This window comes from Streptomyces sp. NBC_01431 (genome assembly GCF_036231355.1).
GTDB lineage: Bacteria > Actinomycetota > Actinomycetes > Streptomycetales > Streptomycetaceae > Streptomyces.
Window position 1 is genome coordinate 904,914 of the sequence record NZ_CP109496.1, and the last position, 21,571, is coordinate 926,484.

General features: G+C 72.5%; 19 protein-coding genes. 10 read left to right on the forward strand and 9 right to left on the reverse strand.

Annotated elements, in window-relative coordinates; translation table 11 throughout:
* Positions 1–42: 42 nt before the first annotated feature.
* Genes OG522_RS04365 through OG522_RS04375 form a run of 3 tightly spaced genes read right to left on the reverse strand, consistent with a single transcriptional unit; the run spans position 43 to position 3,295 of the window.
* Complete coding sequence (locus OG522_RS04365) at positions 43–1,152, reverse strand: acyl-CoA dehydrogenase family protein (RefSeq protein ID WP_329467483.1); 1,110 nt, start codon at positions 1,150–1,152, stop codon at positions 43–45.
* Positions 1,149–2,330 (reverse strand): acyl-CoA dehydrogenase family protein, encoded by a 1,182-nt coding sequence (locus OG522_RS04370; protein ID WP_329461583.1) that lies wholly within the window; start codon positions 2,328–2,330, stop codon positions 1,149–1,151. The genes OG522_RS04365 and OG522_RS04370 overlap by 4 nt, the downstream gene beginning before the upstream one ends.
* Positions 2,327–3,295, reverse strand: a complete 969-nt coding sequence (locus tag OG522_RS04375; protein WP_329461584.1) for an NADPH:quinone oxidoreductase family protein — start codon at positions 3,293–3,295, stop codon at positions 2,327–2,329. The genes OG522_RS04370 and OG522_RS04375 overlap by 4 nt, the downstream gene beginning before the upstream one ends.
* Before the next feature lie 185 nt (positions 3,296–3,480).
* Between OG522_RS04375 and OG522_RS04380 the strand changes: the two genes are divergently transcribed.
* The gene (locus tag OG522_RS04380; RefSeq protein WP_329461585.1) at positions 3,481–4,389 is read left to right on the forward strand and encodes an SDR family oxidoreductase; all 909 of its coding nucleotides are present in this window, start codon (positions 3,481–3,483) and stop codon (positions 4,387–4,389) included.
* 13 nt (positions 4,390–4,402) lie between these two features.
* Here OG522_RS04380 and OG522_RS04385 read toward each other — a convergent pair whose 3' ends face one another.
* Entirely contained in the window at positions 4,403–5,239 is an 837-nt protein-coding gene (locus OG522_RS04385) for an enoyl-CoA hydratase/isomerase family protein (protein WP_329461586.1), read from the reverse strand.
* Between the two features lie 252 nt (positions 5,240–5,491).
* Between OG522_RS04385 and OG522_RS04390 the strand changes: the two genes are divergently transcribed.
* Entirely contained in the window at positions 5,492–6,919 is a 1,428-nt protein-coding gene (locus OG522_RS04390) for an alkaline phosphatase family protein (protein ID WP_329461587.1), read from the forward strand.
* 102 nt (positions 6,920–7,021) lie between these two features.
* Here the strand turns inward: OG522_RS04390 and OG522_RS04395 are convergent, their stop codons facing one another.
* Positions 7,022–7,618, reverse strand: a complete 597-nt coding sequence (locus tag OG522_RS04395) for a hypothetical protein (protein WP_329461588.1) — start codon at positions 7,616–7,618, stop codon at positions 7,022–7,024.
* 278 nt (positions 7,619–7,896) lie between these two features.
* Here OG522_RS04395 and OG522_RS04400 point away from each other — a divergent pair, with 278 nt between their 5' ends.
* The 7 genes from OG522_RS04400 to OG522_RS04430 are packed head-to-tail and all read left to right on the forward strand — an operon-like array spanning position 7,897 to position 15,445.
* Positions 7,897–9,261: an efflux RND transporter periplasmic adaptor subunit gene (locus OG522_RS04400; protein ID WP_329461589.1), complete on the forward strand. Its 1,365-nt coding sequence runs from the start codon at positions 7,897–7,899 to the stop codon at positions 9,259–9,261.
* Positions 9,258–10,109 (forward strand): ABC transporter ATP-binding protein, encoded by an 852-nt coding sequence (locus OG522_RS04405; protein ID WP_329461590.1) that lies wholly within the window; start codon positions 9,258–9,260, stop codon positions 10,107–10,109. Before OG522_RS04400 ends, OG522_RS04405 begins: the two co-directional genes overlap by 4 nt.
* Entirely contained in the window at positions 10,106–11,317 is a 1,212-nt protein-coding gene (locus OG522_RS04410; protein WP_329461591.1) for an ABC transporter permease, read from the forward strand. The genes OG522_RS04405 and OG522_RS04410 overlap by 4 nt, the downstream gene beginning before the upstream one ends.
* A 29-nt stretch (positions 11,318–11,346) precedes the next feature.
* The gene (locus OG522_RS04415) at positions 11,347–11,937 is read left to right on the forward strand and encodes a hypothetical protein (protein WP_329461592.1); all 591 of its coding nucleotides are present in this window, start codon (positions 11,347–11,349) and stop codon (positions 11,935–11,937) included.
* Positions 11,938–11,986: 49 nt separating this feature from the next.
* Complete coding sequence (locus OG522_RS04420) at positions 11,987–12,712, forward strand: response regulator transcription factor (RefSeq protein WP_329467484.1); 726 nt, start codon at positions 11,987–11,989, stop codon at positions 12,710–12,712.
* Positions 12,713–12,724: 12 nt separating this feature from the next.
* Complete coding sequence (locus OG522_RS04425; protein ID WP_329461593.1) at positions 12,725–14,221, forward strand: sensor histidine kinase; 1,497 nt, start codon at positions 12,725–12,727, stop codon at positions 14,219–14,221.
* 60 nt (positions 14,222–14,281) lie between these two features.
* Positions 14,282–15,445 (forward strand): ATP-binding cassette domain-containing protein, encoded by a 1,164-nt coding sequence (locus tag OG522_RS04430; protein WP_329461594.1) that lies wholly within the window; start codon positions 14,282–14,284, stop codon positions 15,443–15,445.
* Between the two features lie 89 nt (positions 15,446–15,534).
* Here OG522_RS04430 and OG522_RS04435 read toward each other — a convergent pair whose 3' ends face one another.
* From OG522_RS04435 to OG522_RS04445, 3 genes are read right to left on the reverse strand one after another with little or no spacing between them, the layout of a single operon-like run.
* On the reverse strand, positions 15,535–16,473 hold the full coding sequence (locus OG522_RS04435) for an ABC transporter substrate-binding protein (protein WP_329461595.1): 939 nt from the start codon (positions 16,471–16,473) through the stop codon (positions 15,535–15,537).
* Positions 16,470–17,144: an ABC transporter permease gene (locus OG522_RS04440; RefSeq protein ID WP_329461596.1), complete on the reverse strand. Its 675-nt coding sequence runs from the start codon at positions 17,142–17,144 to the stop codon at positions 16,470–16,472. The genes OG522_RS04435 and OG522_RS04440 overlap by 4 nt, the downstream gene beginning before the upstream one ends.
* On the reverse strand, positions 17,141–17,821 hold the full coding sequence (locus OG522_RS04445; RefSeq protein ID WP_329461597.1) for an ABC transporter permease: 681 nt from the start codon (positions 17,819–17,821) through the stop codon (positions 17,141–17,143). Before OG522_RS04445 ends, OG522_RS04440 begins: the two co-directional genes overlap by 4 nt.
* 186 nt (positions 17,822–18,007) lie before the next feature.
* On the opposite strand from OG522_RS04445, the gene OG522_RS04450 reads away from it, so the two are divergent.
* The gene (locus OG522_RS04450) at positions 18,008–18,298 is read left to right on the forward strand and encodes a hypothetical protein (RefSeq protein WP_329461598.1); all 291 of its coding nucleotides are present in this window, start codon (positions 18,008–18,010) and stop codon (positions 18,296–18,298) included.
* A 59-nt stretch (positions 18,299–18,357) separates the two neighbouring features.
* Here OG522_RS04450 and OG522_RS04455 read toward each other — a convergent pair whose 3' ends face one another.
* Positions 18,358–21,540 carry an amidohydrolase family protein gene (locus tag OG522_RS04455; protein WP_329461599.1) on the reverse strand — a complete coding sequence of 1,061 codons (3,183 nt, stop codon included), beginning with the start codon at positions 21,538–21,540 and terminating at the stop codon, positions 18,358–18,360.
* Positions 21,541–21,571: the final 31 nt, after the last annotated feature.

The window sequence follows — 21,571 nt, forward strand, 5'->3', positions numbered from 1 at the left end:
GCGGGCCGTCCCCGTCCGCGGTGGACGGGGACGGCCCGGCTGTCACGGGGCCTGGAGGTCGGCCAGGGCGGCGATCGACGCCCGGTGTTCGCCCGCCGAACCCAGGGCGATCTGGGCCGACTTGGCGCGCTTCAGGTACAGGTGCGCCGGGTGCTCCCAGGTCATGCCGATCCCGCCGTGCAACTGCACGCACTCCTCGGCGGCGCGGACCGCGACCCCCGAGCAGTACGCCTGGGCCAGCGCCACCGCGAGGGGCGCCTCGGGACTGCCGGTCGCCAGGGCGTCGGCCGCGTTGCGGGCCGCGGCCCGCGCGGAGACGACCTCCAGCCAGAGCTGCGCCATCCGGTGCTTGAGCGCCTGGAAGGAGCCGACCGGACGGTTGAACTGCTTGCGCTCGCGGGTGTACGCCACCGTCTCGGTCAGGCACCACTCGGCCACCCCGAGCTGCTCGGAGGCGAGCAGCCCGGCCCCGGCGAGCAGGCCCCTGCGCACGGCTGCGAGCGCCGTGGCCGCATCCGCGAGCAGCGTGCCGCTCACCGCGTCGAGGCCGACCGCGGCGAGCGGTCGGGTCAGGTCGAGCGGGGTGAGCGGGGTGAGCGTCGCCCCGGTCGCGTCGACGGCGTACAGGCCCTGCCCGGTCGGCACGAGCAGCACGTCCGCGGTGGCGGCGTCGGCGACCGCCGAGACGGTCCCGGCGAGCGTGTCCGGCAGCCGCACCGAGTGCGGGCTCGCCGAGAACGGCACGACGAGGGCCGCGGTCCGGTGGCCTGACGCCAACTCCCGTAGCAGGGCGCCCACTTCACCGCTCTCGGCGTTCAGTGCGAGCAACGTCTCGGTGGCGATGACGGAACTGGTCAGATACGGGACCGGGGCGACCGCGCGGCCGATCTCCTCCAAGGCCACGGCGGCTTCGCGGTGCGAGGCGCCCTGTCCGCCGAGCTTCTCCGGGACCAGGAGCCCGGCCAGGCCCATCTCGGCTCCCAGCGCCCTCCACAGTCCGCTGTCGTACGGGGTGGCGGACTCCGCGCGCGAGAGCACCGAGGGAGTGTCCGTGCGGTCGGCCAGCAAGGAGCGCACGGCGGACCTGAGGTCGTCCTCCGCCTCGGAGTAGAGCAGATCCGGGGTCGCCTCGGCGGCGGTCTCGGCCGTCATCGGGTCAGGTCCTTCCATGCGACGTCCTTGTCGTTGCGCGGCTCGGCGGGCAGGCCGAGGACGCGTTCGGCGACGATGTTCAGGAGCACTTCGCTCGTCCCGCCCTCGATGGAGTTGCCCTTGGAGCGGAGGTAGCGGTATCCGGCGTCGCGCCCGGTGAAGTCGACGAGTTCGGGCCGTCGCATGGTCCAGTCCGAGTACAACAGGCCTTCCTGGCCCAGGAGTTCGACCTCCAGGCCGCTGATCTCCTGGTTGAGCCGGGCGAAGGCGAGCTTCATACCGGAGCCCTCGGGTCCCGGCTGGCCGGCGACCAGCTGTTGGCGCAACCGCTCGCCGGTGAGCCGGGCCACCTCTGCCTCCACCCAGAGGGAGAGCAGGCGCTGGTGCAGGTCGTGCGTGCGCAGCTCGGGCCGCTCGCGCCAGGTGCGGGCGACCGGGCCGATCATGCCGCCCTCGCGCGGCAGGCGCATGCCGCCGATGGAGACCCGCTCGTTCATGAGGGTGGTCTGGGCGACCTTCCAGCCCTCGCCGACCTCGCCGAGCCGGTGCGTGTCGGGAATCCGCACCCCGGTGAGGAAGACCTCGTTGAACTCCGCCTCCCCGGTGATCTGCCGCAGCGGCCGCACCTCGACACCGGGGTCGGTCATGTCGCAGATGAAGTAGCTGATGCCCTGGTGCTTGGGCAGTTCCGGGTCGGTGCGGGCGATGAGGATGGCCCAGCGGGCGAGGTGGGCGCTGGACGTCCACACCTTCTGCCCGTCGACCACCCAGGTGTCGCCGTCACGGACCGCACGCGTGCCGAGGGCCGCGAGGTCGGAGCCCGCGCCGGGCTCGCTGAAGAGCTGGCACCAGACCTCCTCGCCCACCCACAGCGGCCGCAGGAAGCGGTGCTTCTGCTCCTCGGTGCCGTACCTGAGGATGGTCGGGGCGGCCATTCCGAGGCCGATGCCGATCCGCCGGGGGTCGTTGTCCGGCGCCCCGGCCGCGGCGAGTTCCGCGTCGACGACGGGTTGCAGGGAGCGCGGCGCGTCCAGGCCGCCGAGGCCGACGGGGTAGTGCACCCAGGCGAGACCGGCGTCGAAGCGGGCCTTCAGGAAGTCGACGGGGTCGGTGGTCGCGGGCGGCTGCGCGGCCAGCAACTCGCTTACCAGTGAACGGAGTTGGGCTGCGTCGGTCATCGGCCGACTCCGTCCGCGACGACGACCACACGTCCGGTGGTCGTGCCGTCGGCCACGCACTGCACGGCGGCCGCGGCGTCCTTCAGCGGCACCCGCCGGCTGATCAGCGGCTTGACCGTGCCCTCGGCTGCGAGCCGGGTGAGCTGCTCGTGGCAGCGCAGGACGGACGCCGGGTCCTTCTGGTTGTACAGGCCCCAGTGCAGGCCGACGATCGAGTAGTTCTTGACGAGGGCGTGGTTGAGCGCGGGGGCGGGGATGCTTCCGCTCGCGAACCCGACGATGACGATCCGGCCCTCGAAGGCGACGCACTTCGCGGACTTGGCGTACGCGTCACCGCCCACCGGATCGAAGACGACATCGGCGCCGCGCCCGCCGGTGGCCTCCTTCACGGCCGCCACGATGTCGTCGGCGCGCCGGTCGATGACCGTGTCGCACCCCAGCTTCCGTGCCACTTCGGCCTTGTCGGGACCGCCGACGACACCGATCACCCGGGCCCCGGCCGCCTTGCCGAGTTGCACGGCCGCGCTGCCGACGCCTCCGGCGGCGGCGTGCACGAGCAGCGTCTCGCCCTCCTGGACGCGGGCCCTGCGGTGCAGAGCGAACATCGCGGTCTGGTAGCCGATGTGCAGCGCCGCGGCCTCGGCGTCGTCCAGGGCGTCGGGCGCGGGCAGCAGGGCCGCCTCGTCGGCGACGACGTACTCGGCGAAGCCGCCGTTGGGCAGGGCGGGCGTCGCGATGACGCGCCGGCCGTCGGCCGTCTCGCCGCAGATCTCCACACCCGGCGTGAACGGCAGCGGCGGCCGGATCTGGTACTGCCCCCGGCAGAGCAGCGCGTCGGGGAAGTTGATGTTCGCCGCACGCACCCGCAGCAGGACCTGGCCCTCGCCCGGCACGGGCCGGTCCACCTCGTCGAGCCGCATCACCTCGCCCGGCTCACCGTTCTCGTGCACTCGCCATGCCTGCATTCGGGGCCTCCACACGCTGGGCGCGATACGGCTGCGTACCGCTGAGTACGTTGCACTGCTCCGCGGCATACTAAGCGGTCGCTTGCCCGCTTGGAAACAGCCGGGCCCTTTTCGGCCGCCCGGTTTCGCGATGACCTCGTGCACGACTCTGGCGCATGACGGCCCCGGCGGGTACGCATGCGGCCATGACGCACCAGAACGCACGGCCGGCGCACCCCGGGCTCCCCGCGCCCCCTCCGCTCGGCGCGTGCGCGCTGCCGCCGGGGACGTACGAGGGCAGCGTGGTCCTGGTCACCGGGGGCGGGTCGGGTCTTGGCAAGGCGATGGCCACCGAGTTCGCGCGGCTCGGCGCCGACCTCATGATCGTGGGCCGCTCGGCGGACCGCCTCAAAACCGCCCGGGAAGAGCTCGCGGAGCTCGGCGGGCGGGTGGCGGCGGCGGTGTGCGACATCAGGGAGCCCGAGCGGATAGCCGAGGTCTTCGACGCGGCCGAGGCAACGCTCGGCCTCCCGGCCGTCCTGGTGAACAATGCCGCCGCCAACTTCCCCTCCCCCGCCGAGGACTTGTCGCCGAACGCCTGGCGGGCGGTGCTCGACATCACCCTCACCGGCACCTGGTTCATGACCCGGGAGTTCGGTCGCCGTCATCTCGCGGCAGGCACCCCCGGATCAGTGATCAGCATCGGAGCCTCGTACGCCTGGACCGGCGGGCCGGGCTATGCGCATTCGGCGGCGGCGAAGGCGGGGGTCCGCAATCTCGTGGAGACGCTGGCCGTGGAGTGGGGCCCGTACGGCATCCAGGTGAACGGCCTGGTGCCCGGTCTGTTTCCGCACCAGGACCTCCCCGAGGCGGTCCGCACCCACCTCGACCGCGCACAGGACTCCGCCGAACTCGCCCTGCGCCAGCCGGCGTTGCGTGTGGGCCTGCCCCGCGAGCTCGGCTGGGCCGCCACCTTCCTCGCCTCTCCCTACGCGCGTTTCATCAGCGGCCACACCTTGGTGGTGGACGGGGCGAACTGGCAGCGCCGCACGCTGGTGACCCCGCCGGTGAGCAGCGTGCGGGAGCAGCTGGGGCGCGGCGCGTTCGAAGAGTGACCCGGCCGCGCCCTCACGTTCCGTCGAAGGACGGCGGGCGTCGCGCCGCCTTGGCCGCATAGCCCTCACGGGCGTCCTCGGAGGTGAGCGTGAGAGCCGCGGACAGCGCCGTACGGTCGAGGGCCTCGGCGAGGCCCGCGTCGGCGAAGGCGTCGATGCCGCGCTTGACGGACCGTACGGCGAGCGGCGCGTTGGCCGCTATCTCGGCGGCGATGCCTTTGGCGGTGGACTCCAACTCGGCTTTCGGCAGCACCTGTTGGACGAGGCGGAGTCGCTCCGCGGTGGGGGCGTCGATGCGGCGGCCGGTGAGGGCGAGCAGTTTGGCCCAGCCCGCACCCGCGTCGCGCGCGATGCGCAGATCGCCTCCCGCGTCGACCGCCACGCCGATCCCGGTCTCCGGCAGGGCGAACACGGCGTCGTCGGCCGCGATCCGAATGTCGGCCATCAGGGCCAGTTCGAAGCCGAAGCCGAGACAGTACCCCTGGACGGCGGCGATCACGGGCTGCGGCAGCCGGGCGAAGGCGGCGAAGCGCTCGTGGACCCAGCGGATGCCCTCGTAGTAGCGGTGGGTGCGTTCGGCGGCCGAGCGTCCGGTGATGGCTCCGCCAGGCGCGGTGACGTCGATCCCGGCACAGAAGGCCCGCCCCTCGGCCCGCAGCAGTACGACCCTGACCGACTCGTCGAAGCGGATGCGGTCGGCGAGCAGCCCCAGTTGGCGGCTGGACTCCCAGCTCCATCCGTTGAGCTTCTCCGGCCGGCAGAGCGTGAGGACTCCGGTGCCCCCGGCGGTGATGTCGAGCCGGATCCGTTCCTCGCCTTCGCCGACCCGCCGGTCCAAGGTGTCGATCACCGGGCCACCCCTTCCCTATGCTGACACTCCGTCAGGCTACCGAGACTAAGGGACGGCCGGGCACGACGCACCCCGGTGCGGACACCGGCCGGGTGACGCTTCGGCCCACGCTTGGCGAAGCTCTTGCTTTTCGTTGGGCGCGAGTTCACCGGTTCACTCCACCTCCCCACACCGAACGGCGCCAGACTGGACGCGGATTGGCTGGCAGGTCCACGTCACTGGTCTCAACCGACAGCTCTGAAAGGGGCGTTCATGGCCGAGTTGACACGACGCAGACTCCTCGGATCGGCAGCCGGGGCGATCGGCGGGGCGGCGGCACTGACCCTGCTGCCGCCCAGTGTGCAAAAGGCCGTCGCCGCCGGCGCGCCGCGCCACGGGTCACTGCAGGACATCGAGCACGTCGTCATGCTGATGCAGGAGAACCGGTCGTTCGACCACTACTTCGGCACCCTGTCCGGCGTCCGCGGGTTCAGTGACCCGGACGCCCTCAAGCTGCCCAACGGGCGCTCGGTGTTCTACCAGCCCGACCCGGCCAATCCCCGGGGCTACCTGCTGCCCTTCCACCTCAACACGCGCAGCACGAGCGCGCAGGCCATCCCGTCCACCAGCCATGCCTGGGCCGTGCAGCACCAGGCGTGGAACGGCGGAAAGATGGACCGGTGGCTGCCCGCGCACCGCAAGGCGGACGGCGTCAACGGGCCCTATGTGATGGGCTACTACACCCGCGAGGACATCCCGTTCCAGTTCGCGCTCGCGGAGACCTTCACCATCTGCGACAACTACTACTCCTCCGTCTTCGGCCCGACCTGGCCGAACCGCCTGTACTGGATGACCGGCACGATCGACCCGGGCGGCACCAAGGGCGGCCCGGTGGTCAGCAACCGCGCGCCCAAGCCGTACCGGTGGACGACGTACGCCGAGCGCCTCCAGTCCGCCGGCGTCAGCTGGAAGGTCTACCAGCAGGACGACGACTACGGCTGCAACCTGCTTGAGCAGTTCCAGTCCTTCCGCGACGCCAAGCCCGGCTCCCCGCTGTACGAGCGCGGGGTGCGACCGCAGCCCGCCGGCACCTTCGAGGACGACGCCCGCGCCGACCGGCTGCCCGCGGTCTCCTGGATCATCCCGACCAGCCACCAGTCCGAGCACCCCGACTACCTGCCCGCCGCGGGCGCGGACTTCGTGGCCCAGAAGATCGAGGCCATCGCGTCCAACCCGAAGGTGTGGGCGAAGACCGCGTTCATCCTCAACTACGACGAGAACGACGGCCTGTTCGACCATGTGGCCCCGCCGACACCGAAGGCGGGCACGGCGGACGAGTTCGTCGGCGGGCTGCCCATCGGGGGCGGCTTCCGTGTCCCCGCCATCATCATCTCGCCGTGGACCGTGGGCGGCTGGGTGGCGAGCGAGGCCTTCGACCACACCTCCGCGCTGCGCTTCCTGGAAGAGTTCACGGGCGTCAAGGAGCCCAACATCAGCCAGTGGCGCCGCCGCACCTTCGGCGACCTGACCACGGCCTTCCGGTTCAGCAGCGCCCCGCCCCGCCCGCCGCGGCTGCCGGACGACACGGCGAAGCAGCTGGAGGAGGCCAAGCGCGAGGTGGCCACCCTTCCGAAGCCGACCCTGCCCGGCGCCGACCAGACCTTCCCCAAGCAGGAGCGCGGGCACCGGCCGCACGTGTAAGCCCAGGCCCGCCGCGTGCGGCCCCCTCGGCCCGGACTCCCCGGGCCGAGGGGGCTGAGCGCTCCACGGGGCCGCCGGACTTCCCCGGACCGCTTCGCCCTCTCAGGCCGACGGGCTCGCGGAGGGCGACGGCGCTCCCGAGCGGCGCTGCGGGAGCAGGGCCTTGCAGACCTGGAAGGCCTGGGCGGACTTCGGGTCCGAGGTGTTGAAGCCGCCGCGCATGCCGCCGGCGCCCGGGGACGCCGAGGGCAGGACGACGCCGTGGTCCTTGAGGCAGCTCGTGAAGGCCTTCATCGCCGTGCCGTCGCCACCGCCCCGGCCGCTTCCGTTGAACTGCGGGCGCAGGCTCGCGCAGGCCTGGGCGGCCTGCTGCCGGGCCGGATCGGCGGACGCCCCGCCTCCGCCGAAGCCACCGAAGCCGCCGCCTCCCCCGCCGGGCCGCCGGGTGCCACCGCTCGGCCGGGGCGCCATCGTGACGCCGTGCTGCGCCAGGCACTGGCGGTAGGCGTCCATGCCCTTGGAACCGGTGGCTCCCGCGGAGGCGGAGCCGGCGGGCTTCGCCTGGGCGCTCGGGGCGGAGCCCGAGGACGAGCAGGCCGCGAGCAGTACGCCGCACGCCGTGACGGCGGCGGCACAGACCGCGGCCCGCACGACGCTCGCGGTGCGCGCAGTGGCCGGCCGGCGCTTGGTCCAGGTCATGTCCGGTGTCTCCTCGGTGCGTTGGACTGAAGACGGCCTCGCTGGGGTCGGTACGCCGTCGGCGACCCATGACTGAACCCCACCCGGGTGGGCGCCGCCGGGGGAAAGGCTGGGAATTCCCTGAGTGCCGGGGCCCGGCCGGGGCCCTTGGGGCACAGATGGTGGCCGGTACGTCACGCCACATCCGCAATGCGGAGAATCGGCGGGGTTCGCGCTCCCAGGGAACTCCCAGAAAGCTCCCAGACCCTCCAAAGTGCGGGCCGCCAGGATCCGCCGTCATGAAGGTGCTTCCACGACGGCGCAAAGCCGTCCTGATCAACTCGGTGCTCGGCGTGGCCGTCCTCGCGGGCGCCGGTGGCGCCTACGCAGCGGTGACCAGCGACAGCGGCACTCCCGCGAAGAGCGGCGCCCGGACCGCGACGGTCGCCAAGGACACGGTCCTCGCCACCGTGTCCGGCTCCGGCTCCCTGACCTCGCCCAGCGACGCCGGGGTGAACTTCACCACCGGCGGCCGACTCACCGAGGTCGACGTCAAGCCGGGCGACAAGGTCTCCAAGGGGCAGCTGCTCGGCAAGGTCGACGCCACCGCGGCCAAGGAGACCCTCTCCCAGGACGAGGCGTCGCTGACCGCGGCCCAGGCCAACCTCACCAAGGTGCAGGAGGGCCAGCCCAGTTCGAGCACGTCGACCGGCTCGGGCGGCGGCGCCACCCGGGGCGGCGCGAGCACCGCGACCGCGACCACGCCCACCGCCTCGCCGACGGTCGACCCCGCCCAGCTGGCCCAGGCCGAAGCACAGCTCACCCAGGCCCAGAACGCGGTGGACGCGGCCCAGCGGGCCGTCGACGGGACCACGCTCACCGCCCCGGTGGCCGGGACCGTCGCGTCCGTGTCGGCGAAGACGGGCGACACCGTCACGGGCACCGGCGGCAACGGCACGAGCAACGGCGGCAACGGCGGCGGCTCCAACTCGGCGTCCAGCAGCGCCAGTTCGGCCTCGTCCTCGGCCCTGTCCGGCTTCGTGGTACTCACCAACCCCTCCGGCATGCAGGTCACCGCCAACTTCTCCGAGGCCGACGCGCTCAAGCTGAAGCCCGGCCAGGCGGCCACCGTCACGCTCAACGCCGAGTCGGACACCGTCCTCAACGCCAAGGTACTCTCGGTCAGTTCGCTGCCCGTATCCAGCGGTTCCGGCTCCGGCGGTGGCGGCCAAAGCAGCTCGGGCAGCGCCGTGCAGTACGCGGCCACGCTCACCATCACCAGCCCCACCACGTCGCTGCGCACCGGCCTCAGCGCCAGCATCCAGGTCGTCACGGGCGAGGCGTCCGGCGCCCTGTCGGTGCCGACCGCCGCGGTGAGCGGCACGGGCGCCAACCGCACCGTGACCGTGGTCAAGGCCGACGGCAGCACCCAGCGCACCCCGGTGACCGTCGGCGTGGAGGGCGACACCACCGACCAGATCCTCAGCGGACTGAGCGAGGGCGAGAAGGTGCAGCTCACCACCGTCTCCACGACCGGCAACGGCGGCTTCCCGAGCGGCGCCTTCCCGGGCGGTCTCGGCGGGGGCGGCGGGCGGACCCGCGGCGGGGGCGGCACGGCAGGCGGCGGCTTCCGTGCCGGTGGCGGCGGGGGTGGCCGCGGATGACGCCACCCCTGTGGCCGCGCGGCACCGCGGCGCTGCCCGAGGCGCCGTCGACCGACGGCCCCTGGGACCCGCCGCCGGTGATCGAGGTGCGCTCGCTGCTCAAGACGTACGGGCACGGCGACGCGACCGTCCGTGCGCTCGGCGGCCCCGTGGACCCGGCGACCGGCACGTCCCCGGGGGTCGAACTGCTCGTCAAGCAGGGCGACTTCGTGGCCGTGATGGGAAGTTCGGGTTCCGGCAAGTCGACCCTGATGAACATCCTCGGCTGCCTGGACGTGCCGACCTCCGGCCGCTATCTGCTCGACGGCATCGACGTGGGCGGGCTCGACGAGCACCAGCTCTCGCTGGTCCGCAACCGCAAGATCGGCTTCGTCTTCCAGTCGTTCAACCTGGTGCCGCGCACACCCGCGCTGGCCCAGGTCGAACTGCCGCTGGCGTACGCGGGTGTCAAGCCCGCCGAGCGGCGCCGCCGGGCTCGGGCCGCGCTCACCCTGGTGGGTCTCGCCGACCGGATGGACCACCGCCCCAACGAACTCTCCGGCGGCCAGCAGCAGCGCGTGGCCGTCGCCCGCGCGCTGGTCACCGCGCCCGCGATGCTGCTCGCCGACGAACCCACCGGCAACCTCGACAGCCACAGCACCGAAGAGGTACTGGCCGTGGTGGACCGGCTGAACGCGGCTGGGCGCACCGTCGTGCTGATCACCCACGAGGACGAGGTGGCCCGGCACGCCAAGCGGGTCATCCGCCTGGTCGACGGAACCATCGTCGACGATGTACGCCAAGCCCCCGTCGACGGCCCGCCGCCCGCCCTGCGCGAGGACAACTCCCTTGTCGGAGGCGCCCGGTGAACCCGTTCGAGACGCTGCGCTTCGCCTTCGGCGGGCTCGCGGCGAACAAGGTGCGCTCCGCGCTGACCATGCTCGGGGTGCTGATCGGCGTGGCCGCGGTCATCGTGCTGCTCGCCGTCGGCAACGGCTCGTCGCAGGCCGTGAAGAACTCCATCGAGAAGCTCGGCACCAACGCGCTCACGGTGTCCTCCGGCGGCGGCTTCGGCGGCTCGCGCTCGGCCACCGTCACCAAACCCCTCACCGTGGATGACGCGAGGGCACTCGCCGATCCCGCGACGGCCCCGCACGTGGAGTCGGTCGCCCCGGAGACCACCACCTCGCAGACCGCGCTGTACGACGGAACGTCGCACCCGGTCAGCCAGGTCGTGGGCACCTACCCGGCGTACTTCAAGGCGTCCAACAGCAAGGTCACCAAGGGCGACTACTTCAGCTCCGACGACGTGCTCGCCTCCCGCAAGGTGGCCGTCATCGGCTCGACCACGGCAACCGACCTGTTCGGCACCGCCGATCCGGTCGGCAAGAAGATGACGCTCGGCGGTACGCCGTTCACGGTCGTCGGCGTCCTCGCCACCAAGGGCGGCACCGGCTTCCAGGACCCCGACGACGTGGTGATCGCCCCACTGCCCACCGTGCAGAACGCCTTCACCGGCTTCGGCTCGCTCGGCCAGATCCTCGTCGAGGCCAAGTCGGCCGACGCGACGACCGACGCGCAGACCGAGATCACCACCGTCCTGATGGGACGGCACGGTCTCAAGGACCCGAACGCGCTCGACTTCCGGGTGAGCAGCCAGGCGTCCCTGCTGACCACCCAGGCCGACACGAACAAGACGTTCACGGTGCTGCTCGGCGCGGTGGCCGCGATCTCGCTGCTCGTCGGCGGGATCGGCATCACCAACATCATGCTGGTGACGGTGACCGAGCGGACCCGCGAGATCGGCATCCGCAAGGCGATCGGCGCGCCCCGGGGCGTCATCCTCGGGCAGTTCCTCGCCGAGTCGACGCTGCTTTCGCTGATCGGCGGCGGGCTCGGGGTGGCCGCGGGACTGATCGGCTCGCACTTCACCATCGTCGGCATCAAGCCGGTGATCATCCCCGAATCGGTCGTCGGCGCGTTCGCCATCGCCGTGGCGATCGGCCTCTTCTTCGGCGGCTACCCGGCCAACCGCGCCGCGAGCCTGCGGCCCATCGAAGCGCTGCGGCACGAATGAACCCCATGTACGGACAGGGAGAAGCGGACATGTTCGGCAACGCCGAGATTTTGGAGAGCGCCGGCCCCACGGAGGCCGGCCACCCCGAGGACATCCTCGCCGAGCCGCCGGACACCCGGGACATCTCGGCCGAGCTCAGTGCTCCGCCCCGGCCCCGGCTGCCGTGGCTCACTCTGCTGCTTTCCGGCGGCCTCGTGGCGGGGCTCGCCTTCACCGCCGGCGCCCTCGTGGAGAAGAACCAGGCCCCGGGCTCGTCGTCGGCAACCCAGCGCACCCCGGGCGCGACCAGTCGCGGGGGCGCCGGCCAGACCGGCCAGCGAGGAGGCTTCGGTGGCGGCCAGGGCGGCGGCGGCAACCCGGGCGCGGCTGCCGGGCTGACCATCGGTACGGTGAAGCTCGTCGACGGCAGCACCATCTACGTCACCGACACCCAGGGCAACGTCGTCAAGGTGACCACGGCCGGCAGCACCCAGGTCACCGAGGCCAAGAACGGCAAGGTCTCCGATCTGCAACCGGGCCAGACGGTGACCGTGCGCGGCAGCCAGAACGCCTCCGGCGATGTCGCGGCGACCACCGTCACCCAGGGCGGCGCGAGCGGTTTCGGCGGTGGCCGGGGCTGACCGCGCGCCCACCGACCACGCCGTCACGAGGAGGAACCCGATGGCCCCGATGGACACGGCCACGCCCGAGGCGAGCCTGCTGGTCGTCGACGACGAGCCGAACATCAGGGAACTGCTCTCGGCGTCGCTGCGTTTCGTCGGCTTCAAGGTCGTCTCGGCGGCCACCGGCGCCGACGCGCTGGCGGCGATCGCCAAGGAGCGTCCCGACCTGGTGGTCCTCGATGTGATGCTGCCCGACATGACGGGCTTCGCGGTGGTGCGCAAACTGCGCGAGGAAGCGGGCGGCGGCCCGGGTCCGGACCATCTGCCGGTGCTCTTCCTCACCGCGAAGGACGGCGTCGACGACAAGATCAGCGGCCTGACGGCGGGCGGCGACGACTACGTCACCAAGCCCTTCAGCCTGGAGGAGCTGATCGCCCGGATCCGCGCGATCCTGCGCCGCACCGGCGGCCCGAGCGGCGAGGGCCGCCTGGTGGCGGGCGACCTCGAACTGGACCCGGTGGGCCACCAGGTCCTGCGGGCCGGGCGGCCCGTCTCCCTCTCCCCCACCGAGTTCAAGCTCCTCGCGTACCTGATGACCAACGCCGACCGCGTGGTGTCCAAGCCGCAGATCCTCGACCACGTGTGGGCGTACGACTTCGGCGGCGACCTCAGCATCGTCGAGTCGTACATCTCCTATGTGCGTCGCAAGGTGGACTCCGGGACCGGGGGCGCGCCCAAACTCATCCACACCGTGCGCGGCATCGGCTACGTGCTGCGCCGTCCGCAGTCCTGAGGTGTGCCCCCGATGCTGAGGTACCTCCGGGCGCGCCTTGGACGGCTGCCGCGCCGCTTCGCCGCCCTTTCGCTGCGCTCGCGGCTCGTGCTGCTCGCCATGGCGTTGGTCGCGCTGGGTCTCACCGTGAGCGACACCGTCGTACTGAGCTCGGTACGCGGCCAGTTGGTGCAGCGGGTGGACCAGCAGCTCGACCGGTTCGGGGCGTCGGTGGCGCACCGGGTCCGCGTCGAAGGCACTCCGGCGCCGCGGCTGAACCGGCCCGGCGGCAGTCGGGCCTGGCTGCCGAGCCAGTATGTGATCGCGTTCGCCGCCGACGACGGAAAGGTCACCGAGCAGTTCCGCCAGCCCGTCGCGGCGGGCGACCCGCGGCCGGTGTGGCCGACGATGGACGCACAAGCGCTGCGGGCCCGGCTCGGCAAGCCGTTCGAGGTGCCCAGCGATCACGGCGGCGGTAGCTGGCGGATGCTGATCGTGCCGGTGGACAGCGCCGATCCCGCGATTCCCGCCGGCGTGGTCGTGGCGGCCCCGCTGGAGGAGGTGTCGTCGACGGTCGACCATCTGGCCACCGCGTTCGAGCTGATCGGCGTCGTCGTGGCGCTGCTGCTCGGGGTGGCGGGCTGGTTCGCGGTGCGGGCGGGCCTTCGCCCGCTGCGCCGCATCGAGGCCACCGCGGCGGAGATCGCCGCCGGGCGTCCTTTGTCGCACCGGATGCCGGACGCGTCGCCGCGCACCGAGGCGGGCCGGCTCACCAGCGCGCTCAACGGGATGCTGGCCCAGCTGGAGTCGGCGTTCGCGGCACGCGCCGAGTCGGAGGAGCAGATGCGACGCTTCGTCGCGGACGCCAGCCATGAACTGCGCACCCCGTTGGCCGGCATCCGGGGCTTCGCCGAGCTGTACCGGATGGGCGCGCTCGCAGACGACGCCGACGTGAAGCGCACGATGGCCCGGATCGAGAGCGAGGCGGTGCGCCTGGGTGGTCTGGTGGAGGACCTGCTCACGCTGGTCCGCATGGACGAGCAGCGGCCGCTCCAGCTCGCACCGATGGATCTGCGCACCCTGGCGGTGGACGCGTTGCACGACACCCGCGCCCTGGACCCGACGCGCGAGGTGACCCTGACCGGGCTCGGCGGCAGCGGTGCGCCGGGACCGGCCCCGGTACTCGGCGACGAGTCGCGGCTGCGCCAGGTGGTCGCGAACCTTGTGGGGAACGCGGTGGCGCACACGCCCTCGGGCTCTGCGGTACGCATCGGGGTGGGCAGCACCGACGGCCACGGCTTCATCGAGGTCGCCGACTCGGGGCCCGGTCTCGCCCCGGAACAGGCGGCCCGCGTCTTCGAGCGCTTCTACCGGGTCGACGCCTCGCGCAGTCGGCAGACCGGGGGCGGCGCGGGGCTCGGCCTCGCCATCGCCTCGGCGCTCGTCCAGGCGCATCAGGGCGGGGTCGAGCTGGACACCGCGCCGGGCGAGGGCGCGGTCTTCAGGGTGCGGCTGCCCACGGCCCCCTGACAGGCACCCCCCGGGGCCGGCCCGAGTGCGGGCCGGTCCCGCGCCTCCTAGCGTGGATCCATGATCCGGTTCGAGCAGGTCAGCAAGGTCTACCCGGACGGCACCACCGCCGTCGACGATCTGTCCTTCGAGGTCACCGAAGGCGAACTGGTCACCCTCGTCGGCCCGTCCGGCTGCGGCAAGACCACCACGATGATGATGGTGAACCGGCTCATCGAGCCGACCTCCGGCCGGATCCTGGTGGAGGGTGAGGACATCGCCACGCTCGATCCGGTGAAGCTGCGCCGGAGGATCGGTTACGTCATCCAGCAGGTCGGGCTCTTCCCGCACCGCACCGTCCTCGACAACACCGCCACCGTCCCGGCGCTGGTCGGCTGGAAGCGGGCCAGGGCACGGGCGCGGGCGGCCGAGCTGCTCGACCTCGTCGGCCTCGACCCGGCGACGTACGGGCCGCGCTACCCCGCGCAGCTCTCGGGTGGCCAGCGACAGCGCGTGGGGGTCGCGCGGGCGCTGGCCGCGGACCCGCCGGTCCTTCTGATGGACGAGCCGTTCGGCGCGGTCGACCCCGTGGTGCGCGAGCGGCTGCAGAACGAGTTCCTCGGCCTTCAGGCGACGGTACGCAAGACGGTGCTCCTGGTCACCCATGACATCGAGGAGGCGGTGCGGATGGGCGACCGCATGGCGGTGTACGGGAGTGGGCGCATCGAGCAGTTCGACACCCCGGCCTCGGTGCTCGGCGCGCCGTCCACGTCGTACGTCGCCCAATTCGTGGGATCCGACCGGGGGTTGAAGCGATTGTCGGTGACGTCGGTGGAGCCGGACGATCTGGAGCAGCCGCCGGTCGTCCGGCTCGGCGAGCCAGTCGGGCCCGCCGCGGCCCGGCTGCGTCAGGAGGGCGCGCGCTGGGCGGTGGTGCTCAGCGACTCGGGCGAACTGCACGGCTGGGTCGGGGTGGACGAGCTTTCGCTGGCCGGCGCGGGGTCGGTCGCCGATCTGGCCCGGCGCATGGACGCGTGGGTGACGGTCGGGGCCCCGCTCAAGCAGGCCTTCAGCGAGATGCTCCAGTACGACGCGGGCTGGGTGGCCGTCCTGGACGGGGCTCGGTTCCTCGGCGTCCTGACCCCGGCGAAGCTCCACGAGGCGCTGCGGCGCTCGGTCGACGCGGATGCGCTGGGAGTGGCGCGGGGGGAGGTCGAGTTCAACTCGATCGCGGATCCCCCGTGACCGGCTGCGCCCCTCGAACCCCCTCGCCGACCGGCACCCACACCGCGCAGGATGTTCTCAACTCCACGACGCAGGAGCGGAGTTGACGCTCAGAGCAGGCCCTTGGACTTCAGGTAGGTCCTGGCCACGTCCTCGGGCAGCCGTCGCCAGCTGTCCACCTGCTCGTTCAGAGAGGCGAGGTCGGCGGTGGTGAGCACCGCGTTGAGCCGGCCCAGCGCGCCCGTCACCCCCGCACTGCCCGCCCGCGCGCGGTTCACCACCGGAACGATGTAGTCCGCGTTCTGGAGGTGCTTGTCGTCGGCGAGCAGCACCAGGCCGAAGCCGGCGAGCGTGGCATCCGTCGTGGTGGTCAGGACCATCTGGTCCTGACCGCTCTGGACGGCCTGCTTGGCCTGTGTGGTGCCGACGCCCTTGGGGTCGACGGCGGTGATGTCGATGCCGTACGCCTTCTTCAACCCCGGTTCGCAGTAAGGGCGTTGGACGCACTCGTCGCCCGCCGCCAGCCGCACCGGGAGCTTCGCCGCGCCGAGGTCGCTGAGCGTCTTGAGCCGGTGCTCGCGCGCATGGGCCGCCGCGACGGCGAACGCGTTCTGGTCCACCGCCCGGCCCGGGTCCAGGGTCGTGAGGCCGCGCGGTGCGGCCAGGGCGCGCAGCGCCGTCATCGTGCGGGCGAGGTCCGGTGAGCCGACGGGAGGCGCGTCAACGCCGTGGGTCTTGGCGTTCAGCCAGTCCGCGAAGGTCGCCGCGTACTCGGGCACGACGTCGATCTGGCCGCTCTCCAGGGCGGGTTCGTAGATCTCGCGGTTGGTGACCGACAGGATCTTCGTGCCGTAGCCCGCCTTGCCGAGGAGCAGGACGTACATCTGGGCCAGCAGGTCGCTCTCGGTGAATCCGGCCGTGCCGATCGTCAGGTGCTTGCTGTCGCCGGGCGGCGCGGTGACCGCGCCCTGCTTCTCCAGGCTCGGCCCGGTGGTACAGGCGCCGGCAGCCGTCAGGGCCAGAGCCGCGAGCAGCAGGCGCGCCCTCACCCCGGTCCGCCCCTCGCCCACTGCGGGGCGAACCGCTGGACCGCCTCGAAGACCGCCTCCACGATCAGTGCGAACACGGCCACGAGTACGGCGCCCGCGACCACTTGGGGGGTCGAGGCGAGATTGAAGCCCGCCGTGATGATCCTGCCGAGCCCGCCGCCGCCCGCGAGGGCCGCGAGCGTGGCGGTCGCGACGAGCTGCACGGCGGCGATCCGCACCCCGGTGAGGATCAGCGGCAGGGCGAGGGGGAGCTCGACGCGGAGCAGGAGTTGGCGTCCGGTCATGCCCATGCCCCGGGCGGCGCGCACCACATCGCGGTTGACCTCGCGCATCCCGACGTAGGCGTTGGTCAGCAGGGGCGGTACCGCGAAGAGGATCAGCGCGACGATGGTCGGCCACTCGCCGTGCCCGCCGAGCGGGGTCAGCAGGAGCAGCACGAGGACGGCGAAGGTGGGTACGGCCCGGCCGATGTTGGAGAGGTTGACGGCGAGCGCGCCACCCTTGCCGAGGTGGCCGAGCACCAGGGCCACGGGCAGCGCGATCAGACAGCTCAGCACGAGGCACACCGCGGTGAGCCAGAGGTGTTCGCCGAGCCGGTGCCAGATGCCGTTCTCGCCCGACCAGTGGGCGGCCGAGGTGAGCCACGACCAGGCGTCGGACAGCGTGGTCATGATCCTGCCGCCCTCGTCCACGGGGTCAGCAGCCGCTGGATGCCGAGCAGCAGCAGATCGGCGGCCACGGCGATCACCACGCACAGCACGGAGGCGGTGAGCACCTGCGCCTTGAAGTAGGTGTTCATCCCCGCGTAGATCAGGTTGCCGAGGCCGCCGTAGCCGACGATGGCGCCGACGGTCACCAGGGAGACCGCGGAGACGGTGGCGATCCGCAGTCCGGCCATGGCGGCGGGCAGCGCGAGCGGGAGTTCCACGGCCAGGAGCAGCCGGAACGGTCCGTATCCCATGCCGCGCGCCGCCTGCCGGGTGTCCTCGGGGACGGCCCGCAGCCCGGCCAGGATGTTCCGTACCAGCAGGGTCAGCGAATACAGCACGAGGCCCGCGATGACGATGGACGCGGAGAGCCCGTACAGCGGGAGCAGCAGCGAGAACATGGCCAGGGACGGGATGGTGTACAGGACCGTGGTCACACCGAGTACGGGTCCCGCGGCCCAGTGCCAGCGGCGGGCCGCGACGGCCAGGGGCACGGCGATGAGCAGGCCGAGCAGGACGGAGACCGCCGTGAGCCTCAGGTGCTGGAGGACGGCGGCCCAGAGGATCTCGCCGCGGGAGGAGAGGTAGGCGCCGCAGATCCAGTCGTTGCGCGCAAGGCAGTCGTCAGGGGGCGCGGTCACCCGTTCATTGGAGCCCGGCACGGGCGGCGCCCGCGCGGGCTGGTGGGCTGTTCGGGCGTAGGGCGCACGGCGCTCTCACCCGCTCGCGTTGTGGTCATGTGGCGAAGGGGGGACGCTTGAGGTATGTGCGGCCGGGAGCCACCGGTGCGTCCACACCACCCGCCCGGTCGGGAAGGGGTGAGTTCCGTGCGGGTGATGTTGCGGGCCGAACTGGACACCGAGAAGGGCAACGAGGCCATTCGGAACGGGTCCTTGCAGAAGACGATGCAGTCCGCTCTGGAGGCACTGCGGCCGGAGGCCGCCTACTTCGGCGCCAACAACGGCTGCCGTACGGCGTACATCGTTTTCGACCTGGCCGACCCGTCCCAGATTCCGAAGGTCGCCGAGCCGTTCTTCATGGAGATGGGCGCCAAGATCTCCATCGACCCCGTCATGAACGGCGAGGACCTGGAGAAGGGCCTGTCGGCCCTCGGCTGACCCTGTCGCCACCTGGCATTCCCCGGGCCGGGCCGACGGACGGCCCGACCCGGTCCGGCTCAGAACTCCGCGTCGCAGCATCCGTCGCGGCGCATCAGGCGTCCCACTTCGAGCCAGTCGTGTGTTGTTGCCGCGTGCCGCTCGTGCGGCTGGAAGGCGGCCACCAGATCGGCGGTCGAGTACGGCACACCTCCCCTGAGCACGGCCGTCGTCCGCACCAGGGTGTCGAAGTCCGTGAACGGGTCGCCGTCGACCAGGGTGAGGTCGGCGAGCTTGCCGCGCTCGACCGTGCCGAGGTCCCTGTCGAGCCCGAACAGCCGCGCAGGCAGGACCGTCGCGGTGCGCAGGGTCGCGGCCGGGGAGAGGCCGCCCAGGTGGAGGGCGCGCAGGCTCAGATGGAGGGAGAGCCCGACAGGGACGAGGGGCTGGTCCGTGCCCAGCGCCACCAGGCCGCCCGCTTCGAGGACCCGGCGGTAGACGTCGGTCTCGGTGCGCAGGGTGGCCAGCTGCGCGGGGGTCGGCGGGGTGCTCGCCGACTGCCGCACGACAGCCGTGTCCCACGGCGGCATCACGGCGGTGACCCGGGGGTCCTCGGCGAGAGCGGGGTCCGCGCCGACCAGCGGCGCGGAGGTGAACGGGGTCACGATGAGCGCGAAGTTGATCCCCGCCGCGGTGTAGATCTCCAGAACGTCCTCGTAGGAGTGACCGGTCGCGCTGGTCGCATGCCCGAACTCGGCGCGCTGGGTGGCTTGCAGATGGGTCGTCAGATCCTGGCCGACCTGGACTCCCGGCGACAGGAGATGGCTACCGGACCGCACTCCGAGCCGCTCGTGCGCGAAGCGAGCCGCCTGCTCCATGACCCAACTGGGCGCCCTTACATAGGTTTTGACGAAGTCCCAGTCGAGGGCGGCGCCGCGTTCCAGGGAGCGCCGCAGGCCGTCCTCCGTGCGGTGGGCGCGGCCCATGCTGTAGGCGACGCGGGATCCGTCGAGCAGTTCCCCGGTGGTGAGGAGCCTGGGGCCGGCGAGCTGGCCGGTCGCCACCGCCTCGCGGATCCGGGCCTGTTCGTAGGCGAAGCCGCCGAGCGAGACGGCGGTGGTGATCCCGTAGCTGAGCTGGCCGACGGTCTGGCGGCCACCGTAGGTGCTCTGCCAGGGATGGGTGTGGGTGTCCCACAGGCCGGGGACGACGGTGCGGTCCGAGGCGTCCACGTAGCGCGCCGCGCCGCGCTTGCGGTGGGGTTCGACGGAGGCGATCCGTCCGCCGCGTACGACGATGTCCACGTCGTCCCGCACCGATTCGCCGGTGCCGTCCCAGAGCCGTCCGGCGTGCACCACGGTGTCGGCCGGTGCGGGCCTGCGCTGGTCGAGCGGTACGCGGACGGTGCGCGCGGTGCCGCCGGCGACGCCGATGAGCCGAAGCCGGGCGCCCGACAGGTAGAGCAGCGTCTTCGAGTCGCCGGACCAGGAAGGGTGGTCGGCCGGTTCGGTGGTGAGGGTGCGCGGCGGGCCCTGCGGGGTGCCGTCGGGGGCGACGGGCAGCAGGCACAGGGCGGATTCCACGACGACCGCCATCCAGCGGCCGTCGGGCGACCAGACGGGCCCCGAGTCGTAGCGGTCGGCGATGGAGACGTGCGGGGCCACGGCGTGCAGTCGGTCGGTGCCGGTGGTCGTGTCCACGACCCTGATGACGTTGTAGCCCTCGCGGAAGCGCAGGTTGAGGCGGTTGCGGTCGCAGAGCGCGAGGTAGCGCCCGTCGGGTGACCAACTGGGCCGGCCGGGCAGGCCGCCGCCGCCCATCGGGGTCGCCAGGACGCGTTCCGCACCGCTGGCGAGGTCGCGGACGACGAGTCGGCCGGTCATGTCGATGGCCGCGAGCCGCTTCCCGTCCGGCGAGAGCGCCGGATGCACCCGGCCGCCGGTCGCCAGCGCGCTCTCGTCGCCGGTGGCCAGATCGTGCCGGTAGACGCCGAGCAGCCCGTCGCGGTCGTCGGCATACAGGAGGCAGTGGCCGTCGCGCGCCCAGACCGGTCCGAGCAGATAGCGGGTGGCGTCGGCCTGGCGCAGCCGCTGGGGCGGCGTGGTGCCCGATGTGTCCGCGATCCAGAGCGAGTTGAGGGCGGCGAACGCGATGCGGGTGCCGTCGGGCGACAGCGCGGGCAGATGGATGCCGCGCACCGGACGCACCCGCTCCTCGCCGAGGTCGTACTCCTTGACCTGGTAGCGCGGCCGGTCGACGGGGAGCACGCCGTCGAAGGGCACGCTCGTGGCGTCCGCCGGATTCTCGGGGCGTACGAAGGTGAAGTGGCCGTCCACGGTGAGGAGCAGCTCGCCGTCGGGGGTCCAGCGCGGGGGTACGGGGGCGACATCCCCGGCGACCGGCACCGGCTTGCCGTCGACGACGAGCACGCAGGAGGCGTTGGGTGCGGCGGTGGTGCGCAGGTAGGCGAGACGGCGGCCGCCGGGGTCGACGGCCGGGGCCATGACCTGTGCGTTCCCGGTCTCGGTGTGCTCGGTGGTGACCGCGCCGGTGTCCTGGGCCGCGACCGCGGCGATGGTTTTGGCGTCCATGCCGAGCCCGAAGGGGGTGCTGAGGGCCGTTCCCCGCACGAACAGGATCCGCCGCCCGTCGGGCGACCAGGTGGGGTCGAAGTCCTCCCACGGGCCGTCCTGCAGGGGGCCGTCCTGGCCGGGGAGACCGGTCACGCGGGTCAACTGGCCGGTGCGCAGATCGAGTACGTGGATGCGGTACGGGCTGCCGGCCACCGGGTCGCCGCCCCGCTCGGAGGCGAAGGCGATGCGGGTGCCGTCGGGCGACCAGGCGGGCCCGCGGTCGTCCCAGGGCCCGTCGGTGCGCTGACGCACCTGCGATCCGTCGGGCCGCATGGTCCAGATGTGGTACCCACCGCCCTTGTAGGCGCAGAACGCGATGAGCGAGCCGTCCGGCGCGTGCACGGGCCGGGTGGGCTCAAGCCCGGCCGGCGTGAGGGGTTCGGCCTTGCCGCCGCCGCGCGGCAGCGACCACAGGACGTCCTGGACCTCGGCGATCAGCCGGTCTCCCGCGGGCGAAAGGCTCGCCGAGCCGTTGGTGGCGGCCGTGAAGGACAGCGAGAGACCGGTGCGCGATCCGGCCAGCGCGGGCACGGGGGCGACGGCGGTGACGGCCCCGGCCGCGCCCGCGGCGGCGAGCAGTTGGCGGCGGGAGAGGGAGAAGGCGGTGGCAGTGGTGTGGTCACGATCCATGACACAGCACGCTCGCGCACCGTGCGCCGCA

What these genes read in the sequence shown, in the direction of transcription:
- OG522_RS04365 (WP_329467483.1), bottom strand. Translation starts at nt 1,152, where the DNA reads ATGACGGCCGAGACCGCCGCCGAGGCGACCCCGGATCTGCTCTACTCC.
- OG522_RS04370 (WP_329461583.1), bottom strand. Translation starts at nt 2,330, where the DNA reads ATGACCGACGCAGCCCAACTCCGTTCACTGGTAAGCGAGTTGCTGGCC.
- OG522_RS04375 (WP_329461584.1), bottom strand. Translation starts at nt 3,295, where the DNA reads ATGCAGGCATGGCGAGTGCACGAGAACGGTGAGCCGGGCGAGGTGATG.
- OG522_RS04380 (WP_329461585.1), top strand. Translation starts at nt 3,481, where the DNA reads ATGACGCACCAGAACGCACGGCCGGCGCACCCCGGGCTCCCCGCGCCC.
- OG522_RS04390 (WP_329461587.1), top strand. Translation starts at nt 5,492, where the DNA reads ATGGCCGAGTTGACACGACGCAGACTCCTCGGATCGGCAGCCGGGGCG.
- OG522_RS04395 (WP_329461588.1), bottom strand. Translation starts at nt 7,618, where the DNA reads ATGACCTGGACCAAGCGCCGGCCGGCCACTGCGCGCACCGCGAGCGTC.
- OG522_RS04400 (WP_329461589.1), top strand. Translation starts at nt 7,897, where the DNA reads ATGAAGGTGCTTCCACGACGGCGCAAAGCCGTCCTGATCAACTCGGTG.
- OG522_RS04405 (WP_329461590.1), top strand. Translation starts at nt 9,258, where the DNA reads ATGACGCCACCCCTGTGGCCGCGCGGCACCGCGGCGCTGCCCGAGGCG.
- OG522_RS04415 (WP_329461592.1), top strand. Translation starts at nt 11,347, where the DNA reads ATGTTCGGCAACGCCGAGATTTTGGAGAGCGCCGGCCCCACGGAGGCC.
- OG522_RS04420 (WP_329467484.1), top strand. Translation starts at nt 11,987, where the DNA reads ATGGACACGGCCACGCCCGAGGCGAGCCTGCTGGTCGTCGACGACGAG.
- OG522_RS04425 (WP_329461593.1), top strand. Translation starts at nt 12,725, where the DNA reads ATGCTGAGGTACCTCCGGGCGCGCCTTGGACGGCTGCCGCGCCGCTTC.
- OG522_RS04430 (WP_329461594.1), top strand. Translation starts at nt 14,282, where the DNA reads ATGATCCGGTTCGAGCAGGTCAGCAAGGTCTACCCGGACGGCACCACC.
- OG522_RS04440 (WP_329461596.1), bottom strand. Translation starts at nt 17,144, where the DNA reads ATGACCACGCTGTCCGACGCCTGGTCGTGGCTCACCTCGGCCGCCCAC.
- OG522_RS04455 (WP_329461599.1), bottom strand. Translation starts at nt 21,540, where the DNA reads ATGGATCGTGACCACACCACTGCCACCGCCTTCTCCCTCTCCCGCCGC.